Genomic DNA, 17,104 nt, shown 5'->3' with positions numbered 1-17,104 from the left:
TCTAGCATGGGAAAAGCAACGGGTTTTATGGAATTCAAACGAGAGAAAGTTCAGGAACAACGACCACTAGAGCGTCTTTCAAATTGGGGTGAATATACAAGCAGGCTATCTGATGAAAAATTACAGACACAAGGTGCGCGCTGCATGGATTGCGGAACACCATTTTGCCATATGGGGATTGAAATTCGCGGTACTGCAGCAGGGTGTCCGATTCAAAATGTCATCCCTGAATGGAATGACTTAGTCTATAAAGGGAAATGGCAGGAAGCGTTGGAACGTTTGCATATGACGAATAATTTCCCTGAATTTACCGGCCGTGTCTGCCCTGCACCATGTGAAGGGTCTTGTACACTGGCTATAACAGATCCGGCTGTAGCGATTAAATCAATTGAACGTACGATCATTGATAAAGGGTTTGAAAACGGCTGGATCACACCGCGTATCCCGGCAACGCGTACTGGCTATAAAGTGGCGATTGTCGGTTCAGGTCCTGCCGGCTTAGCAGCTGCAGATCAACTGAACCAGCTCGGCCATTCTGTAACAGTGTTCGAACGTTCCGACCGATTTGGCGGGTTATTAATGTATGGTATCCCGAATATGAAGCTGGAAAAAGATGTGATTGAACGTCGTGTTCATTTATTATCATTGGAAGGCATCGATTTCGTTGCAAATACAGAAATCGGTAAAGATATAACAAAAGAGCAATTACAAGCAGATTTCGATGCGGTCATTTTATGTACAGGAGCTCAAAAACAACGAGTTCTTCATCTAGAAGGAAGCGATGCAGGCAATATTCATTTAGCGATGGATTATTTAACGGATGTTACGAAAAGCCTGCTAGATTCTGATTTTGAAGATAATCAGGCATTAAATGTTGAAGGAAAAGATGTCATTGTAATTGGTGGCGGTGATACAGGGGCTGACTGTGTAGCAACAGCACTTCGTCAAAAATGCCGTTCTGTCTACCAATTCGGTAAACATCCGCAACAAGCCACTACTCGTACAGATGAAACGATGTGGCCAAAAGACCCGAACATTTACACAATGGATTACGCTTATGCCGAAGCAGATGCAAAATTTGGCCGTGATCCACGGGAATATTGCATTCAAACTACGAAAATAGAAAAAGATAGCGATGGTAATGTAAAAGCACTTCACACAATTCAAATGGAAAAAATTCTTGGTGAAGATGGCTTCCACTTCTTTAAAGAGTTGCCGGGCACTGAGAAAGTATGGCCGGCTCAGCATGTATTTGTCGCAATCGGCTTTGAAGGTGCTGAAAAAGAAACGCCGGAACATTTCGGAGTAGAATTAACAAACAACCGCATCCGTGCATCGATTAAAGACTACGAAACAAGTATTCCTGGTGTATTTGCAGCCGGTGATGCACGCCGAGGCCAAAGCCTTGTCGTATGGGCCATCAAAGAAGGCCGCGGAGTAGCTGCGAGTGTTCATTATTATTTAAGTGAAATGCTAGTGAAAAATTAATAGAACCGTTTAACGGATTTTACACACTGCAAAAACGTCATTTTTCTCCCATAGAAAAATGGCGTTTTTTAGTTTTGCTCAAACTTTAAATATTTTTGGGGGAATTTAATAACAACCATTTTAATAAGTGAAATTAATTCTCAATTAAAGGATTGCTATTGAAAAAATGAAAAGCTAAATTATTACTATTTAAATAGTAGAAATAAACTGCAGTAACGCGTTTTCTAAGATTGATAGGGATTTTTTAATTAAAATCATTCTAAACTATTTGCAAGACACAATCATTTCGGTTAAGATTGGTAATGAACTTAATTTGGCGTACAGAAAGTATGCAAATGAATATTTGGAGGTAATTTAATGTCAACATTAGAAATTAAAGATCTTCACGTTGAAATCGACGGAAAAGAGATTTTAAAAGGTGTAAATCTAACTATCAATACAAACGAAGTACATGCGATCATGGGTCCTAACGGTACTGGTAAATCGACATTAGCTTCTGCAATTATGGGTCACCCAAAATATGAAGTAACTTCAGGTGAAATCTACCTTGATGGTGAAAATGTTTTAGAAATGGAAGTAGATGAGCGTGCACAAGCTGGTTTATTCCTTGCTATGCAATACCCATCAGAAATTCCTGGTGTAACAAACGCGGACTTCTTACGTTCAGCAATCAATGCTCGTCGTGAAGAAGGACAAGAAATTTCATTAATGAAATTCATCCGTGAATTAGATAAAACAATGGAATTCCTTGAAATGCCTGAAGAGATGTCTCAACGTTACTTAAACGAAGGCTTCTCAGGCGGTGAGAAAAAACGTAACGAAATTCTACAAATGATGATGATCAAACCAACATTCGGTATTTTAGATGAAATCGACTCTGGTTTAGATATCGATGCATTAAAAGTAGTTTCAAAAGGTATTAACGAAATGCGCGGCGAAGGTTTCGGCTGCTTAATGATCACTCACTACCAACGTTTATTAAACTACATCACTCCTGACCATGTTCACGTAATGATGCAAGGTAAAGTTGTAAAATCAGGTGGTGCTGAATTAGCACAACGCTTGGAAGCAGAAGGTTATGAGTGGATTAAAGCTGAATTAGGTATTGAAGATACTGAAGAAGTTACAGAAGCATAATTAAGGAGGACGACGAAGATGACGGTTGAAACAAAATTAGCGTTATCAGCAGAAGAAGTACGCTCGTTCTCGCAAAAGCATGCTGAACCAGCAACATTTGCTGATTTCCGTGTGAGCGCAATGGAAAAAGCTGCTGCGCTTGACTTACCAAAACCAGACAGAACGAACATTAGCAAGTGGAACTTCATTGATTTCCCTAACCACACAGTAGAAAGTGCTCCATTCAATTCATTGGAAGAGCTGCCTGTAGAAGTGAAATCAGTAGTTGATATTGAAACACAAGAAAACCTGTATATCCAACGCAACAATACACCAGCGTTCATTAAAGTTTCAGAAGAACTGAAAAACAAAGGTGTAATCTTCACGGATATCCAAACAGCGGTTCGCGATCATAAAGATTTAGTTGAAAAATACTTTATGACGACAGCTGTAAAAGTGGATGAGCATAAATTAACGGCTTACCATGCAGCACTAGTAAACGGTGGTATTTTCGTATACGTACCACGCAACGTTGTAATTGAAGCACCTCTACAAGTTGTATTTTTAAATGACGATGCAGAAGCTTCATTATTTAACCACGTGTTAGTAGTAGCGGAAGAGTCTTCGGCTGTTACTTATGTTGAAACTTATATTTCTACATTTGATGAAGCACATGGTCAAGTAAACGTTGTAACTGAAGTAATCGCAAAAGATAATGCACAAGTAACATTCGGTGCAGTCGACAACTTGGCTCATGGCTATACTTCTTATGTAAACCGCCGTGGACATGCTGAGCGCGATGCAAAAATTGACTGGGCATTAGGTTTAATGACGAACTCAGATACAATTTATGAAAATACTACAAACCTAGTTGGCGACAACTCTACTTCAGATTTCAAAATGGTAACTGTAGGTAGTGGAGATCAAAAACTTAACTTCACAACATTAATCCGTCAATGGGGTAAAAATTCCGACGGTCAAATTTTAAAACACGGTGTAATGAAAGATTCTGCACAGTCAATCTTTAACGGAATCGGTCATATTATGCATGGTGGTACAAAAGCAAATGCAGAACAAGAGTCTCGTGTATTGATGCTTTCAGAAGGTGCACGCGGTGACGCTAACCCGATTTTATTAATTGATGAAGATGATGTAACAGCAGGACACGCGGCATCTGTTGGACGTGTTGACCCAACTCAACTGTACTACTTAATGAGTCGTGGTATTTCTAAAGCAGAAGCAGAGCGCCTTGTAATTCATGGATTCCTTGCGCCAGTTGTTGCTAAATTGCCAATCGAAGGCGTTAAAAAGCAGCTGACGGAGGTTATCGAAAGGAAAGTTCGATAATGATACCTAACGATATTAAAAGTTATTTTCCAATTCTAAATCAGGAAGTCAATGGACATCCTTTAGTTTATTTGGATAGTGCGGCCACATCTCAAAAGCCGATTCAAGTTATTGAAGCAATCTCAAATTACTATAATTTAGATAACTCAAACGTTCACCGTGGTGTTCATACACTTGGTAACCGTGCTACGGATTCCTATGAAGGTGCTCGTGAAAAAGTTCGTAAATTCATTAATGCTAGTTCAACACAAGAAGTAATTTTCACTCGTGGTACAACGACAGCACTTAATACAGTTGCTGCAGGCTATGGTCGCCAAAATGTACAAGAAGGTGATGAAATTGTCATTACGTACATGGAACACCATTCAAACATTATTCCTTGGCAGCAGCTTGCAAAAGAAAAAGGCGCGGTATTGAAATATATCGACCTTGAAGCAGACGGTACAATTTCACTGGAAAAAGTACGTGAAACAATTACGCCACAAACGAAAATTGTTTCTATGATGTATGTTTCAAACGTATTAGGTACGATCAACCCGATTAAAGAAGTTGCACAGATTGCCCATGAAAATGGTGCGGTAGTTGTTGCTGATTTAGCTCAGGCAGCACCGCATCTGAAGGTAGACGTTCAAGATCTGGATGTAGACTTTGCAGCATTTTCAGGACATAAAATGTGTGCACCAACTGGAATTGGGGTACTATATGGTAAAAAGGCGCTTCTTGAAGAAATGGAACCAGTAGAGTTTGGCGGAGAAATGATTGATTTCGTAGGTTTATATGAATCAACATGGAAAGAGTTGCCGTGGAAATTCGAGGGTGGTACGCCGATTATTGCAAGTGCAATTGGCTTAGGTGCCGCAATCGACTTTTTAGAGGAAATCGGATTAGACAATATTGCAGCCCACGAACATAAGTTGGCTGGTTATGCAATGGATCAATTGGAAACGATTGATGGTCTTCAGATTTTCGGTCCACGTGACCCGATGAAACGATGCGGACTTGTTACATTCAACCTAGATGACGTGCATCCACATGATGTAGCGACAGTATTGGATATGAGTGGAATCGCAGTTCGCGCAGGACATCATTGCGCCCAACCTTTAATGAAATGGCTTCAAGTAACAGCAACAGCACGAGCAAGCTTCTACATGTACAATGATGAAGAAGATGTGGATCGTCTAGTTGCAGGATTGCGCTCAGCGAAGGAGTATTTTGGCGATGTCTTTTAATAATTTAGATCAACTTTATCGTTCCGTAATTATGGACCACTATAAAAACCCTCGTAACAAAGGGGCTCTTGAAGAAAACAGTGTGACAATCGATATGAATAACCCTACTTGCGGTGACCGTATCCATTTAACATTGAAGCTAAACGATGGGGTCGTAGAAGATGCGAAGTTTGATGGAGAAGGCTGTTCTATCTCCATGTCTTCAGCCTCAATGATGACTCAAATTGTCAAAGGCAAAAAATTGGACGAAGCTTTGGAACTGGCAGATATTTTCTCGAAAATGATGCTGGGCGAAGATTTTGACGATGAAAAGTACGACCTTGGGGATGTTGAAGCACTGCAAGGTGTAGCTAAATTCCCGGCCCGTATTAAATGCGCTACATTAGCTTGGAAAGCGATGGAAAAAGGCGTAAACAACGAAAAGAAATAAACAGTAGTAAGGCTAAAGTGTGTTTATGCACATTTTAGCACTTCTCAATAGATGAACGGAGGAGACAACATGGCTAAAAAAATGCCTGAAATCGGCGATTACAAGTATGGCTTCCATGACAAGGACGTATCTATTTTCCGTTCTGAACGTGGACTTACAGCAGATATCGTTCGTGAAATCTCAAGTATGAAGGAAGAGCCACAGTGGATGCTTGACTACCGCTTAAAAGCTCTTGAAAAATTCTATGAAATGCCAATGCCTCAATGGGGCGGTGACCTAGCGTCATTAAACTTCGATGAAATTACGTATTACGTAAAACCATCTGAAGCAACAGAACGTTCTTGGGATGAAGTACCTGAAGAAATCAAAGCAACATTCGATAAATTAGGTATTCCTGAAGCTGAACAAAAATATCTAGCAGGTGTATCTGCTCAGTATGAATCTGAAGTAGTTTACCACAACATGAAACAAGACCTTACTGACTTAGGTATTGTGTTCAAAGATACTGACTCGGCATTAAAAGAAAACGAAGAAATCTTCAAAAAACACTGGGGTACAGTAATCCCTTATACAGATAACAAATTCGCAGCATTAAACTCTGCAGTTTGGTCTGGTGGTTCATTTATTTATATGCCTAAAGGCGTTAAATTAGACACACCATTACAAGCATACTTCCGTATTAACTCTGAAAACATGGGTCAATTCGAACGTACGCTAATCATCGTAGACGAAGATGCATCAGTACACTACGTAGAAGGTTGTACAGCACCAGTTTACACAACAAACTCTCTACACTCGGCTGTAGTTGAAATCATCGTTAAAAAGAACGCTTACTGCCGTTACACAACGATTCAAAACTGGGCGAACAACGTTTATAACCTTGTTACAAAACGTACAGTTGTTGAAGAAAACGGTACAATGGAATGGATCGACGGTAACATCGGTTCAAAATTAACAATGAAATACCCTGCTTGTATCCTTAAAGGTGAAGGCGCACGTGGTATGACATTATCAATTGCCATTGCAGGTAAAGGTCAACACCAACACGCTGGTGCGAAAATGATTCACTTAGCACCAAACACATCTTCAACAATCGTTTCAAAATCGATTGCTAAACAAGGTGGTAAAGTTACGTATCTTGGTCAAGTAAGATTCGGTAAAAATGCTAAAGGTGCACGTTCGAACATCGAGTGTGACACATTAATCATGGATAACGAATCTACTTCTGATACAATTCCTTACAACGAAATCTTAAATGATAACGTTTCTTTAGAGCACGAAGCGAAAGTTTCTAAAGTATCTGAAGAGCAATTGTTCTACTTAATGAGCCGTGGTGTTTCTGAAGAAGAAGCGACAGAAATGATCGTAATGGGCTTCATCGAGCCATTCACAAAAGAATTACCAATGGAATATGCAGTAGAAATGAACCGTCTAATCAAATTCGAGATGGAAGGTTCTATCGGATAATTTCTATCCAGGCACCTGTCTCCGATTTATCGGAGACAGATTTTTTTTATTGCTGGATGTCTCTTGAATATTTACTTTGACTAAAATCTCTCTTAGTATGACTAAAAAATGCCGAAGTTGGCCAAATAGCAAGTAGCGTTGACTAAATTGCTAAATAAGATGACTAAAATGATAAATAACTTGACTAAAATTATTTGCCGGGCGTCCCATACCTCAAATGCAAACCTGTTAATTTAGCAAAATTGTGTTTAATTCGTGAAGAAATAAACAACTTTATTAGAAAGATTTAAGAAAGCGCAGAGTATCCATTTACAATAATTGTATTAGATGGAATAATGGATTTAGATATATACATAAAGGAGCGACAAAATGGAAAACTTATTTTGGCCAGTAGTTTTAGGGGTTCCGGGTGCTGTAGTTGTAGTTGCGGTAGCACTCACTTTTTGGGCTTTAGGGGAAAAGAAGAACGGTAAGATGATGAAAAATGAAGAACATGAAGGTATTATTAAATAATATTAAAATGGCTTCAAACGACTGCTTATGCGTTTGAAGCTTTTTTCTATTTTAAGTTGGAAACAAAGTTTTCGATTTCCTGTTGTGTTTTACGGTCTTTGCTGACGAAACGACCAAGTTCCTTGCCATTTTCATAGGCTAGAAAGCTCGGAATACCAATAATGCCTAAATCAATACATAAGTCTAGAAACTTATCACGGTCAACTTTAACGAATGTATATTCGGGAAATTTTTCAACGACTTCCGGCATAAACGGATCAATAAAACGGCAATCTCCACACCAGTCGGCTGTAAATTCGAAAATAACGGCTGAACTGCTTTTAAATTGCTCAAATTCCTCTGTTGATTGTAAAATATGCATAAACTTGTCCTCCTTTTTTCTATTATTATGATAGGAAATGTAGCTTTTTGCAATGAATGACCATTGAAAAGGGTAAGGTATTATACAATGCTAGAGAGGTGAAGAACGATGATTTCAATCGGCTTAACTGGTTGGGGAGATCACCCGGAAGTATATAGTGAAGTTACAGCAGCAAAAGATAAATTATTTGATTATAGCGGGCATTTTCCTGTCGTAGAATTAGATACGTCCTTTTATGCAATACCATCACCGGCAAACGTTGAGAAATGGTGCAAAGAAACACCGGATAGCTTCCAGTTTGTCGTGAAGGCATATCAGGGCATGACAGGTCATTTGCGCGAGGAACTGCCTTTTGAGACGAAAAATGATATGTTCAACGCATTCCGAAATTGTGCCGATACATTTAAAAAGCATGGTAAGCTTGCAATGGTCCTTGTTCAATTTCCTCCTTGGTTTGACTGCCAAGGAAAAAACGTTCAATATATTCGATATATAAAGCAACAATTACAAGGTTATCCAATTGCCATTGAGTTTCGAAACCAAACTTGGTACAGCCCGCAAATGAAAGAGAAGACACTGAAGTTTTTGAAGGATCATGAACTGATTCATACGGTCTGTGATGAACCGCAGGCAGGAAACGGCTCTGTTCCTTTTGTTCCGATTGCTACCAGTGGGAAGGTACTTGTACGTATTCACGGGCGCAATGTACATGGCTGGCGAAATATAGGGCATGGGGAGAACTGGCGCAAAGTTCGGTTTTTATATGATTATAATGAAGAAGAATTGCAGAAACTTGCAGAGGAAGTAAAATTTTTGGCACGCCAGTCAAAACATGTTTTCGTCTTATTTAATAATAATTCGGGAGGACATGCAGCAAAAAATGCAAAGCGAATGCAGCAGATTCTTGATCTTGAATTTGATGGTTTAGCGCCAAAGCAATTAGGTCTTTTTGAAGAATAATGTAGAGCGAGGTGGCAATGCAAAAGTGCGAGAAGTAATTCATATATTCCATACAAATGATTTGCATAGTCATTTTACGTACTGGAAGCGCAGTCAGTCGTTTATTCAAATACAACGTCAAATACTGGCCGGAAAAGGTGAAACTAGCTTCTTGGTTGATTTAGGAGATCATTTGGACCGTTCCAATTTATATACAGAGGCAACCCTAGGCAAAGGGAATATCAAAATGCTGAATGATGCTGATTATGATGTAGTGACAATCGGAAACAATGAAGGCATAACGCTCTCCTATAATCTGCTTTATCAGCTATATGATGATGCAAAGTTCGAGGTAGTTGTTGCCAATCTATATTCACAATCAGAACAAAATCCCCAGTGGATGAAACCTTATACAATATTAACTACTCAGTACGGCACAAAAATCGCTGTAATAGCTGCAACTGCCCCGTTCGATCTGTTTTATAAGGAACTTGGCTGGGACGTTACAAACCCGCGCAAAGAGCTTGTGAAGCTGGCATTTGAATTAAAAAAACAGGCGGATATAATCGTTTGTTTATCTCATTTAGGCATTACCGAAGATGAATTGCTGGCACAGGAATGCCCGATCATCGATGTGATCTTCGGTTCACACACACATCATGTTTTTGAAAAAGGTAAAGTAGAAAATAATGTCCTTTTAACCGGAGGCGGAAAGTTTGGACAGTATACCGGTCAGTTAACGATGGAATTTGACCACGTGTCTCGTAAATTAGTAGAAAAATCAGATCAATTATATGAAAATGCTCTTTTACCGACTGTCGAAGAAGAAGAACAATGGTTGTCCAATCTACAAAAAGAAGCAAAGGCTATAATGGAAAAACCTATTTTCACTTTAACGAAACCATACAATAAAGAATGGTTTCACCGCTCCCAATTATCGGATTTATTTGCAGAATGTATGTATGATTATACAGAAGCGGATTGTATCATGTTCAATGCAGGAATCTTTGTTGAACCATTGCGTAAAGGGTTAATTTCTACATATGATATTCATAAAATTTTTCCCCATCCGATAAATATATGTGTTGTTCAAATAACAGGTAATGAATTAAAAGAAATTTTCACTCAATCGGAAAATGAAGAATGGCCGCGTCTTGAATTAAAAGGCCTTGGCTTTAGAGGTGTTATTTTCGGGAAAATCTTGAATTACGGTATTGAGATGACGAAGCAGCGAGAACTTTATATTAACGGAGAACTCATGGTGCCGGATCGAATTTACCGTTTAGCAACGCTGGATCTGTTTACATTCGGCTATTTTTTCCCAAGTTTTAAATATGCAAAAAAACAATATATGCTGCCGGAATTTATCCGGGATGTGTTTAAAAATTATTGTATGAAAAAGTTTCAATAAAATTTCCCAAAAGCCCCTTTCCAATTATATAATGAACGTAATAGTAGAATGGAGAAATTAGTATAGATGCGATTAATATCGATAAATGTTTTGAAAGAAGGTATGGCAGTCGGCAGAACGATCTGGAATGAAGCCGGACATCCGCTGCTTCATAAAAATGTCATTGTAACTAGCCGGATTATGGAAAGGCTGCGAGCACTAAATATTCATTATTTATACATTGATGATAAACTATCAGCCGGAATTGAAATTGAAGAAACGATTGAGCCGTTAAAAAGAATGGAAGCCGTTAAAAACATGGCGAAATCGTTCGAAAATGTAAAGAATGCGAAACGGAATCAGGCATCATATGTACTTGATCAACAGTCAAAAGTAATTGGCTTAATTGTCGATGATATTATGAATGCGATTATTAATAGCGAAGAAGTATTAATGGTGCTGACGGATGCTTATTTGTATGACAAATATATTTACCAGCATTCATTCCAAGTAGCCTTGTATTCAATCGCGATTGCTAAAGAAATGGGCTATTCATACGAAGACATACGATTAATTGGAATTGGGGCAATTTTACATGATGTGGGAAAGCTGCTTATTTCGCCGGATATATTATTAAAGCCGAGTAACTTAACGGATGAAGAGTATGAAGAGATGAAAAACCATGCCCGTTACGGGTTTGATTTATTACGCAATTTACATTCAGTATCATTGCTTGTAGCACATTGCGCGTTCCAGCATCATGAACGTATTGATGGGAGCGGATATCCGCGAGGTCTTGTTAACAATGAAATTCATCCGTTTGCAAAAATTATCGCTGTTGCGGATGTATTTGATGCGTTGACGTCCAATCGGATTTACCGAAAGAAAATGTTGCCGTCAGAAGCGATATCTATCATCAGTAGGGGTGACGGGAAGCAATTTGATGCAAAGGTAATGGAGGCTTTCCGACGGAGTGTCGTCCATTACGCAAATGGATCAATTGTCCTGCTGTCAGATGAACGACGGGGAATTGTATCAAAGCAAAATATTGTTGATGTGACACGTCCTTGGATTCGTATTTTCCAGGAAAACGGCAAAATGTTGGACGCTACATATGAAATATGTTTAAGTGATTACCCGACTGTCGAGATTAAAAAAGTCGATGTAGATTTTGAAGTAAATGTAGTATAGAAAAATCCTCCTGCTCATATTTTATGGGAAGGAGGATTTTTTTTGCGTTTTCGTAAAAGAAAGTGGAATTCCTATGGCAGAAGAAGGGGCAAAATGCATAATGCCGTAACGGTCGTTATCGTCAGTATTATCGGTATGGTTTGTTTTAGTATATATGTAATTAACGATAGATTAATGCCAACCTATTTACAGTACGCTGAAGTCCAAACATTCAAAGTAGCTTCATATGTGGTGAGTAAAGCAATTAATTCAAGGACATCAAGTGTGCTTGATGTAAATGATGTCATTGTCGATTTACCGACCCAATCAGACGATATGATTACGACAAAATTCAATACGGAAATCATTAACCAAGTACGGGCAGAAACAACAGCTTTAGTAAAAGAATATTTAGAGCAGGCCGAAAATGGAGATTTATCGCATTTGCCGAATTTGGAAAATGTAGAATATGACGTTGGAAAAATGGAAGCCGGGGACGGAATCGTGTTTTTCGTTCCGTTAGGGCAGGCTTTAAACCTTCCGATTATCGGGAATTTAGGGCCGAAAATACCGATTCGCTTTCATATTATTGGGAATGTAAGCAGCAATGTGGAATCAACAGTAAGTGAATTTGGTATAAACAATGCAATTGTAGAAGTGAATTTACTCATTGGCGTGAATGTCCAAATTATTGTGCCGTTTGCGAGTAAGTCAGCAGCAGTCGAACAGAAAATCCCGATAGCCATTGGTTTAGTAAGAGGAACAGTGCCGCATATTTATAGTGCAGGTGAAGGCGCACAGCCGTCTATCGAAGTACCAATCCCTTATGAATAGTAACTTAATTATGATAAATTCAAATTATAAGAATACTCTGTTGTTGGAAATTGGTTAATATGATACTCTGACATCAGAACATCGTAGCATTTGAGTGAGGGGAGTAAATGATATGACATCTTGTAAACCAACTAATCCTAGGGAAGAACACTTGCGTAAACCGGAGTGGCTAAAAATTAAGCTAAATACGAATGACGAATACAAAGCACTGAAAAAATTAATGCGGGACAATAATTTGCATACGGTATGTGAGGAAGCTCGCTGCCCGAATATTCACGAATGCTGGGGTGAGCGTCGTACAGCAACGATGATGATTTTAGGTTCTGTATGTACGCGTGCATGTCGTTTCTGTGCAGTTAAAACAGGTTTGCCTAATGAATTGGATTTGGCTGAACCAGAGCGCGTAGCAGATTCTGTTGCATTAATGAATTTAAAGCATGTTGTTATTACAATGGTAGCGCGTGATGACCTGAAAGACGGGGGCGCGGAAGTATTGGCAGAAACAGTACGTGCAATCCGACGTAAAAGCCCGTTAACTTCTGTTGAAGTACTACCATCCGATTTAAGCGGCCGTGAAGAAAGTTTACGCATTTTAATGGACGCTAAGCCGGACATTTTAAACCATAATATCGAAACAGTACGCAGTCTGACTCCACGTGTTCGGGCAAAAGCGACATACGACCGTTCACTGGAATTTTTACGCAAAGCAAAAGAAATGCAGCCGAATATTCCTACCAAATCATCTTTAATGATTGGTTTAGGAGAAACATTAGAAGAAATCTATGAAGTAATGGATGATCTGCGTGCAAACAATGTAGATATTATGACAATCGGCCAATATTTACAGCCGACAAAAAAACATTTGCCGGTAAAAAAATATTACTCTCCAATCGAGTTTGGAAAGTTGCGTAAAATCGCTATGGAAAAAGGCTTCAGCCATTGTGAGGCAGGTCCATTAGTGCGCAGTAGTTACCATGCAGATGAACAAGTGAATGCAGCAAAACAATCAAGTGTTACATTGTAGAAAATAGACGTTTAACTTATTTGTGCGGGCATCATACTACTCGCCGAAAGACGGACTATAGCTAATTTCACCATTTTTACCTACAAAATTTGTTGTGAATATTGCTTTCATGTTCAATATTCATTAACATGGAAATAGATAGGTGGTGTCTAGTTTGATTATTGCAGATGGGTATGCTTATGAAGTGATCGAAAATGTGCGGGAAGGTTTTCAAGAAGATGCTTTTATCGCACGATACTCAGATATTTTATCGAAATATGATTATATTGTAGGGGACTGGGGATACGGTCAACTACGTTTAAAAGGGTTTTTTGACGATAAAAATCAAAAATCTACGTTTGATACAAAAATTAGTACGATTCAAGACTATTTATACGAATATTGTAATTTTGGATGCGCCTATTTTATACTGCGAAAAACAGGCCGTGCACAAGAGCAAAAGAAAGAACAAATAGTTGCACAACAAACTGAGGCAGAAGAGCCGGTTGAATCAGCTGAATAACGTACAAAAGAGGAGGCGTCGTATAGCGCCCCCTCTTTTTTAGCTTAATAGTTCACGTAAATATTCACGTAAATCGACCGTCTCTTCTTCTGTACGGTTATATACATGCTCAAGATAACCCGGCTCCTCCACATCATCCGCTCCGATAATAGCGAAACGTCCGAACTGGATATCAAGAACAAGCACTTTTCCGAAAAAGCGACTACTTTGCAATATGGCTAAATCATAACGCTGAGTCTTTCCTGCAAAGCTGACGAAGCGCGTTTTTGTATCTTCTACATCATCATATAAGAAAAATCGTTCCATTTTGTTTTGTACCCCTTCCATCTCTATAGAATATGGTACTATATATAGGAAAACACTATCAACTTTTATTGATTGAATGGAGGCTTTATCTATGTACTTCGTAGATAGAAATAAAATTACAAACAACTTAGCACACTTGGACGAGTTACTGGCGATTTTTGAATCGACTGAGAATTGGTTGGCAGATGATATTCATAAGCTGGCATTACAACGTATCGGCCATAATGTAATGGAAGCGATGATGGATGTAGGGAACTTGGTGATTGACGGCTTTATTATGCGTGATCCTGGAAGCTACGAAGACATTATCGATATTTTCGTTGATGAAAAAGTAATTACAGAAGAGATGGATGCACCATTAAAAGCGGTTGTAGGGTTACGGAAAATGATCGTTCGTGAATTTATCGCTGTAGATAGTGAAGAAATTTTAAATGTATTATCAGCAAACTTAAATATACTAAAGCAATTCTCACCAAAAGTTCACGATTACTTAACGAATGAATTGGGACCGGTTTCAGCATTTTTACCAGAGGACCAGGCATAATGTTTCCATATAAAGCGTACTGCTTTGATTTGGATGGGACAATCTATCGGGGGAGTGAAGCGATCGACTCTGCCGTGAAATTTGTACGCCTACTGCAGGAGAACGGAATAGAGCCGTATTATTTAACGAACAATTCATCGAAAACCCGCGAAAGACTGCAGCAGGTTTTACAAGATATGGGTGTAGATGCACCGCTTGATCATATTTATTCAAGCTCACTTGCAACTGCAGCCTATGTAGCGAAGTTGAGTGCTAATAATAAAGTGAATGTTGTCGGTGAACTTGGCATTCGCACGGCTTTAATCGGGCAAGGATTAGAGATTACCGATGAGCAGAGCGATGTTCTTGTAATGGGGATTGACCGTCAGATCTCCTATGAGAAGCTTGTAAAAGCATGTAACTATGTTCAAAATGGGGCAAAACTTATTGGAACAAATGGGGATATTAAATTTCCAAATGAAACGGGTTTTACTCCCGGCAATGGGTCATTTGTTCAGTTAGTAGCAACTGTAGCCGGTGTGACACCGACCTTCGTAGGGAAACCGTCACCGGTCATGCTGCAGATCATTGCTGAAGAGCATCACTATGAAAAGAGTGAAATGGTCATGGTCGGGGACAACTATGATACCGATATTTTATGTGGTATAAATTTCGGCTGTGATACGATTCATGTCAATACGGGCGTTACTCCTACTGAAATCGTAAAAAAGCAAGCAAAGCTGCCAACATATTGTGTAGAAAATTTGATGGAACTTATCAAATAAAGAAAAAATCCGATGTGGGTCATTTACCACATCGGATTTTCTTCTATATATTTATAAATGCGCTTTGTCAGCTCTTCTGGAGTGTCCGCCTCAACGATATCTCCGTTCACAACGGCATAAAAGTTTTCGGCACATTTCGTACAGTAGCTTAGGCAGCCATATTCCAATACATCAATATCAGGATCTTGCTCCAGTTGTTCATATGTTTGTTGCGCACCATTTGCTAAGTTGCTGATGCAAAATTCGACTAATGGATTTAACATGTTGTCACCTCACTATTAGCAATCCTACTTTTTTTTGCAGCGAACGTCAATTTCTCCGATTTAATATCTTTCACAACATGTTTGAATATACTTTAATTGAACCAAAATAGATAAAATAGGGTAATAAAAAACTTATGTGAATAAATTCACAAAATATCGTTTAATATATTGTGAAACTTATCACAAACAGTTATAATACTTATGGAAACTTTGAGAACACAATTTTGAGGCATGGAGCTTCTTAATTGATTACTTACAGATATGAGGGAATATGCTATGCAAAAGTTAGTATTATTGGGTGGCGGCTACGGAAATATGCGAATTTTACTTCGTCTATTACCAAGCTTACCAGCAGATGTAGAGATTACATTGGTAGACCGTACACCATTCCATAGTTTGAAAACAGAATTTTATGCACTTGCTGCGGGTACATCAACAGATAAGGAAGTTCGTGTTGCGTTCCCGGAACATGAACGATTAAAATGCGTTTACGGAGAAGTAGTACGCATCGACCGTGAAGATAAAAAAATTTACCTGGGTGACGGCGGGGAGCTTTCTTATGATCAGCTTGTTATTGGCTTAGGCTGTATTGATAAGTATCATGGAGTGCCGGGTGCCGATGAATTCACATATAGTATTCAAACAATCGCCAAATCACGTAGAACATTTGAAAAAGTATGCGGATTGGCTCCAGGTTCGACTGTTGCCATTATTGGTGCAGGTCTGTCAGGAATCGAGCTTGCAAGTGAATTGCGTGAAAGTCGTTCGGATTTAAAAATTAAATTATTTGACCGCTCACACCGTATTTTACGTGATTTCCCGGAAAAGCTAAGTGAGTATATTAAGTCTTGGTTTATTAAACACAACGTAGATGTAATTGCGGAATCGAATATTACTCGCGTTGAAGAAGGTCGTTTATACAATCACGATGAAGTAATTGAAGCGGATGTAATCGTATGGACAGCTGGTGTACAGCCTGTGAAAATCGTTCGTGAACTGGATGTTGAAAAGGATAAATTCAATCGTCCGATCATTACGGATCATTATCATGTAGTTGGGGATGAAAACGTATTTGTAGTTGGAGACTGTGCTTCTTCACATCTACCTCCAACAGCGCAATTGGCAGAAGAACAAGGCGAACGTATCGTGAAAGTTCTAAAAATGCGCTGGAAAGGCGAGCCACTTCCAGAAAAGCTTTCAGAGATCAAAATGAAAGGCTTTATGGGCTCCCTTGGTAAAAAGCAAGGTTTCGTTCATCTGGCTGATACAACGGTAACAGGACGCATTGCACGCCTTATGAAGTCGGGTCTGCTTTGGTACTATAAAAAGCAAAACGAAAACTAAAATTGGGTGTCCAAGCAATGGAAGCAATTTGACTTTAAACAAAAAAATTCAATTTCCTCGAGGAGAAAATTGA

19 protein-coding genes are annotated in these 17,104 nt (G+C 39.0%); 16 read left to right on the top strand and 3 right to left on the bottom strand.

Translation table 11 applies throughout. The features are described from left to right. Positions 1–6: 6 nt before the first annotated feature. The 7 genes from MKY51_RS13440 to MKY51_RS13410 all read left to right on the top strand — a co-directional run bounded on the left by MKY51_RS13440 (position 7) and on the right by MKY51_RS13410 (position 7,590). Positions 7–1,488, top strand: coding sequence for a glutamate synthase subunit beta (locus tag MKY51_RS13440; RefSeq protein ID WP_339172857.1), 1,482 nt, complete (start codon positions 7–9; stop codon positions 1,486–1,488). Between the two features lie 357 nt (positions 1,489–1,845). Continuing rightward, positions 1,846–2,625, top strand: a complete 780-nt coding sequence (sufC, locus tag MKY51_RS13435) for a Fe-S cluster assembly ATPase SufC (RefSeq protein ID WP_008408673.1) — start codon at positions 1,846–1,848, stop codon at positions 2,623–2,625. A gap of 18 nt (positions 2,626–2,643) precedes the next feature. Then, entirely contained in the window at positions 2,644–3,951 is a 1,308-nt protein-coding gene (gene sufD, locus MKY51_RS13430; RefSeq protein WP_339172854.1) for a Fe-S cluster assembly protein SufD, read from the top strand. Beyond that, positions 3,951–5,180, top strand: a complete 1,230-nt coding sequence (locus tag MKY51_RS13425) for a cysteine desulfurase (protein ID WP_339172851.1) — start codon at positions 3,951–3,953, stop codon at positions 5,178–5,180. The genes sufD and MKY51_RS13425 overlap by 1 nt, the downstream gene beginning before the upstream one ends. Next, complete coding sequence (gene sufU / locus MKY51_RS13420) at positions 5,170–5,610, top strand: Fe-S cluster assembly sulfur transfer protein SufU (RefSeq protein WP_008408670.1); 441 nt, start codon at positions 5,170–5,172, stop codon at positions 5,608–5,610. Before MKY51_RS13425 ends, sufU begins: the two co-directional genes overlap by 11 nt. 69 nt (positions 5,611–5,679) lie before the next feature. After that, complete coding sequence (gene sufB / locus MKY51_RS13415; protein WP_339172847.1) at positions 5,680–7,077, top strand: Fe-S cluster assembly protein SufB; 1,398 nt, start codon at positions 5,680–5,682, stop codon at positions 7,075–7,077. Positions 7,078–7,446: 369 nt separating this feature from the next. Then, positions 7,447–7,590 carry a hypothetical protein gene (locus MKY51_RS13410; protein ID WP_339172844.1) on the top strand — a complete coding sequence of 48 codons (144 nt, stop codon included), beginning with the start codon at positions 7,447–7,449 and terminating at the stop codon, positions 7,588–7,590. A 46-nt stretch (positions 7,591–7,636) separates the two neighbouring features. Here the strand turns inward: MKY51_RS13410 and MKY51_RS13405 are convergent, their stop codons facing one another. Next, on the bottom strand, positions 7,637–7,951 hold the full coding sequence (locus MKY51_RS13405) for a thioredoxin family protein (RefSeq protein ID WP_339172842.1): 315 nt from the start codon (positions 7,949–7,951) through the stop codon (positions 7,637–7,639). Positions 7,952–8,059: 108 nt separating this feature from the next. Between MKY51_RS13405 and MKY51_RS13400 the strand changes: the two genes are divergently transcribed. The 6 genes from MKY51_RS13400 (at position 8,060) to MKY51_RS13375 (ending at position 13,810) form a co-directional block, all read left to right on the top strand. Continuing rightward, positions 8,060–8,911, top strand: a complete 852-nt coding sequence (locus MKY51_RS13400) for a DUF72 domain-containing protein (RefSeq protein ID WP_339172839.1) — start codon at positions 8,060–8,062, stop codon at positions 8,909–8,911. Between the two features lie 25 nt (positions 8,912–8,936). Next, entirely contained in the window at positions 8,937–10,301 is a 1,365-nt protein-coding gene (locus tag MKY51_RS13395) for a bifunctional UDP-sugar hydrolase/5'-nucleotidase (RefSeq protein ID WP_339172836.1), read from the top strand. 66 nt (positions 10,302–10,367) lie between these two features. Continuing rightward, positions 10,368–11,471, top strand: coding sequence for an HD-GYP domain-containing protein (locus MKY51_RS13390; protein WP_339172833.1), 1,104 nt, complete (start codon positions 10,368–10,370; stop codon positions 11,469–11,471). A 42-nt stretch (positions 11,472–11,513) separates the two neighbouring features. Further along, positions 11,514–12,284, top strand: a complete 771-nt coding sequence (yunB, locus tag MKY51_RS13385; protein WP_339172831.1) for a sporulation protein YunB — start codon at positions 11,514–11,516, stop codon at positions 12,282–12,284. Positions 12,285–12,396: 112 nt separating this feature from the next. Continuing rightward, positions 12,397–13,308 carry a lipoyl synthase gene (gene lipA, locus MKY51_RS13380; RefSeq protein ID WP_339172829.1) on the top strand — a complete coding sequence of 304 codons (912 nt, stop codon included), beginning with the start codon at positions 12,397–12,399 and terminating at the stop codon, positions 13,306–13,308. A gap of 154 nt (positions 13,309–13,462) precedes the next feature. Next, entirely contained in the window at positions 13,463–13,810 is a 348-nt protein-coding gene (locus MKY51_RS13375; protein WP_339172826.1) for a YutD family protein, read from the top strand. A gap of 39 nt (positions 13,811–13,849) precedes the next feature. Here MKY51_RS13375 and MKY51_RS13370 read toward each other — a convergent pair whose 3' ends face one another. Further along, positions 13,850–14,116 (bottom strand): DUF3055 domain-containing protein, encoded by a 267-nt coding sequence (locus MKY51_RS13370; protein ID WP_339172824.1) that lies wholly within the window; start codon positions 14,114–14,116, stop codon positions 13,850–13,852. 91 nt (positions 14,117–14,207) lie between these two features. Here MKY51_RS13370 and MKY51_RS13365 point away from each other — a divergent pair, with 91 nt between their 5' ends. Next, entirely contained in the window at positions 14,208–14,660 is a 453-nt protein-coding gene (locus MKY51_RS13365; RefSeq protein WP_339172822.1) for a DUF86 domain-containing protein, read from the top strand. Next, the gene (locus MKY51_RS13360) at positions 14,660–15,424 is read left to right on the top strand and encodes a TIGR01457 family HAD-type hydrolase (RefSeq protein WP_339172819.1); all 765 of its coding nucleotides are present in this window, start codon (positions 14,660–14,662) and stop codon (positions 15,422–15,424) included. Before MKY51_RS13365 ends, MKY51_RS13360 begins: the two co-directional genes overlap by 1 nt. Positions 15,425–15,447: 23 nt before the next feature. Here the strand turns inward: MKY51_RS13360 and MKY51_RS13355 are convergent, their stop codons facing one another. Continuing rightward, entirely contained in the window at positions 15,448–15,687 is a 240-nt protein-coding gene (locus MKY51_RS13355) for a YuzB family protein (protein ID WP_079524177.1), read from the bottom strand. Positions 15,688–15,963: 276 nt separating this feature from the next. On the opposite strand from MKY51_RS13355, the gene MKY51_RS13350 reads away from it, so the two are divergent. Next, the gene (locus MKY51_RS13350) at positions 15,964–17,031 is read left to right on the top strand and encodes an NAD(P)/FAD-dependent oxidoreductase (protein ID WP_339172818.1); all 1,068 of its coding nucleotides are present in this window, start codon (positions 15,964–15,966) and stop codon (positions 17,029–17,031) included. Positions 17,032–17,104: the final 73 nt, after the last annotated feature.

It is taken from the genome of Solibacillus sp. FSL R5-0691, from assembly GCF_037974225.1.
Taxonomy (GTDB): domain Bacteria; phylum Bacillota; class Bacilli; order Bacillales_A; family Planococcaceae; genus Solibacillus.
The sequence above is the reverse complement of the archived record's forward strand: the minus strand, read 5'-3'. Positions and strand labels throughout refer to the sequence as shown.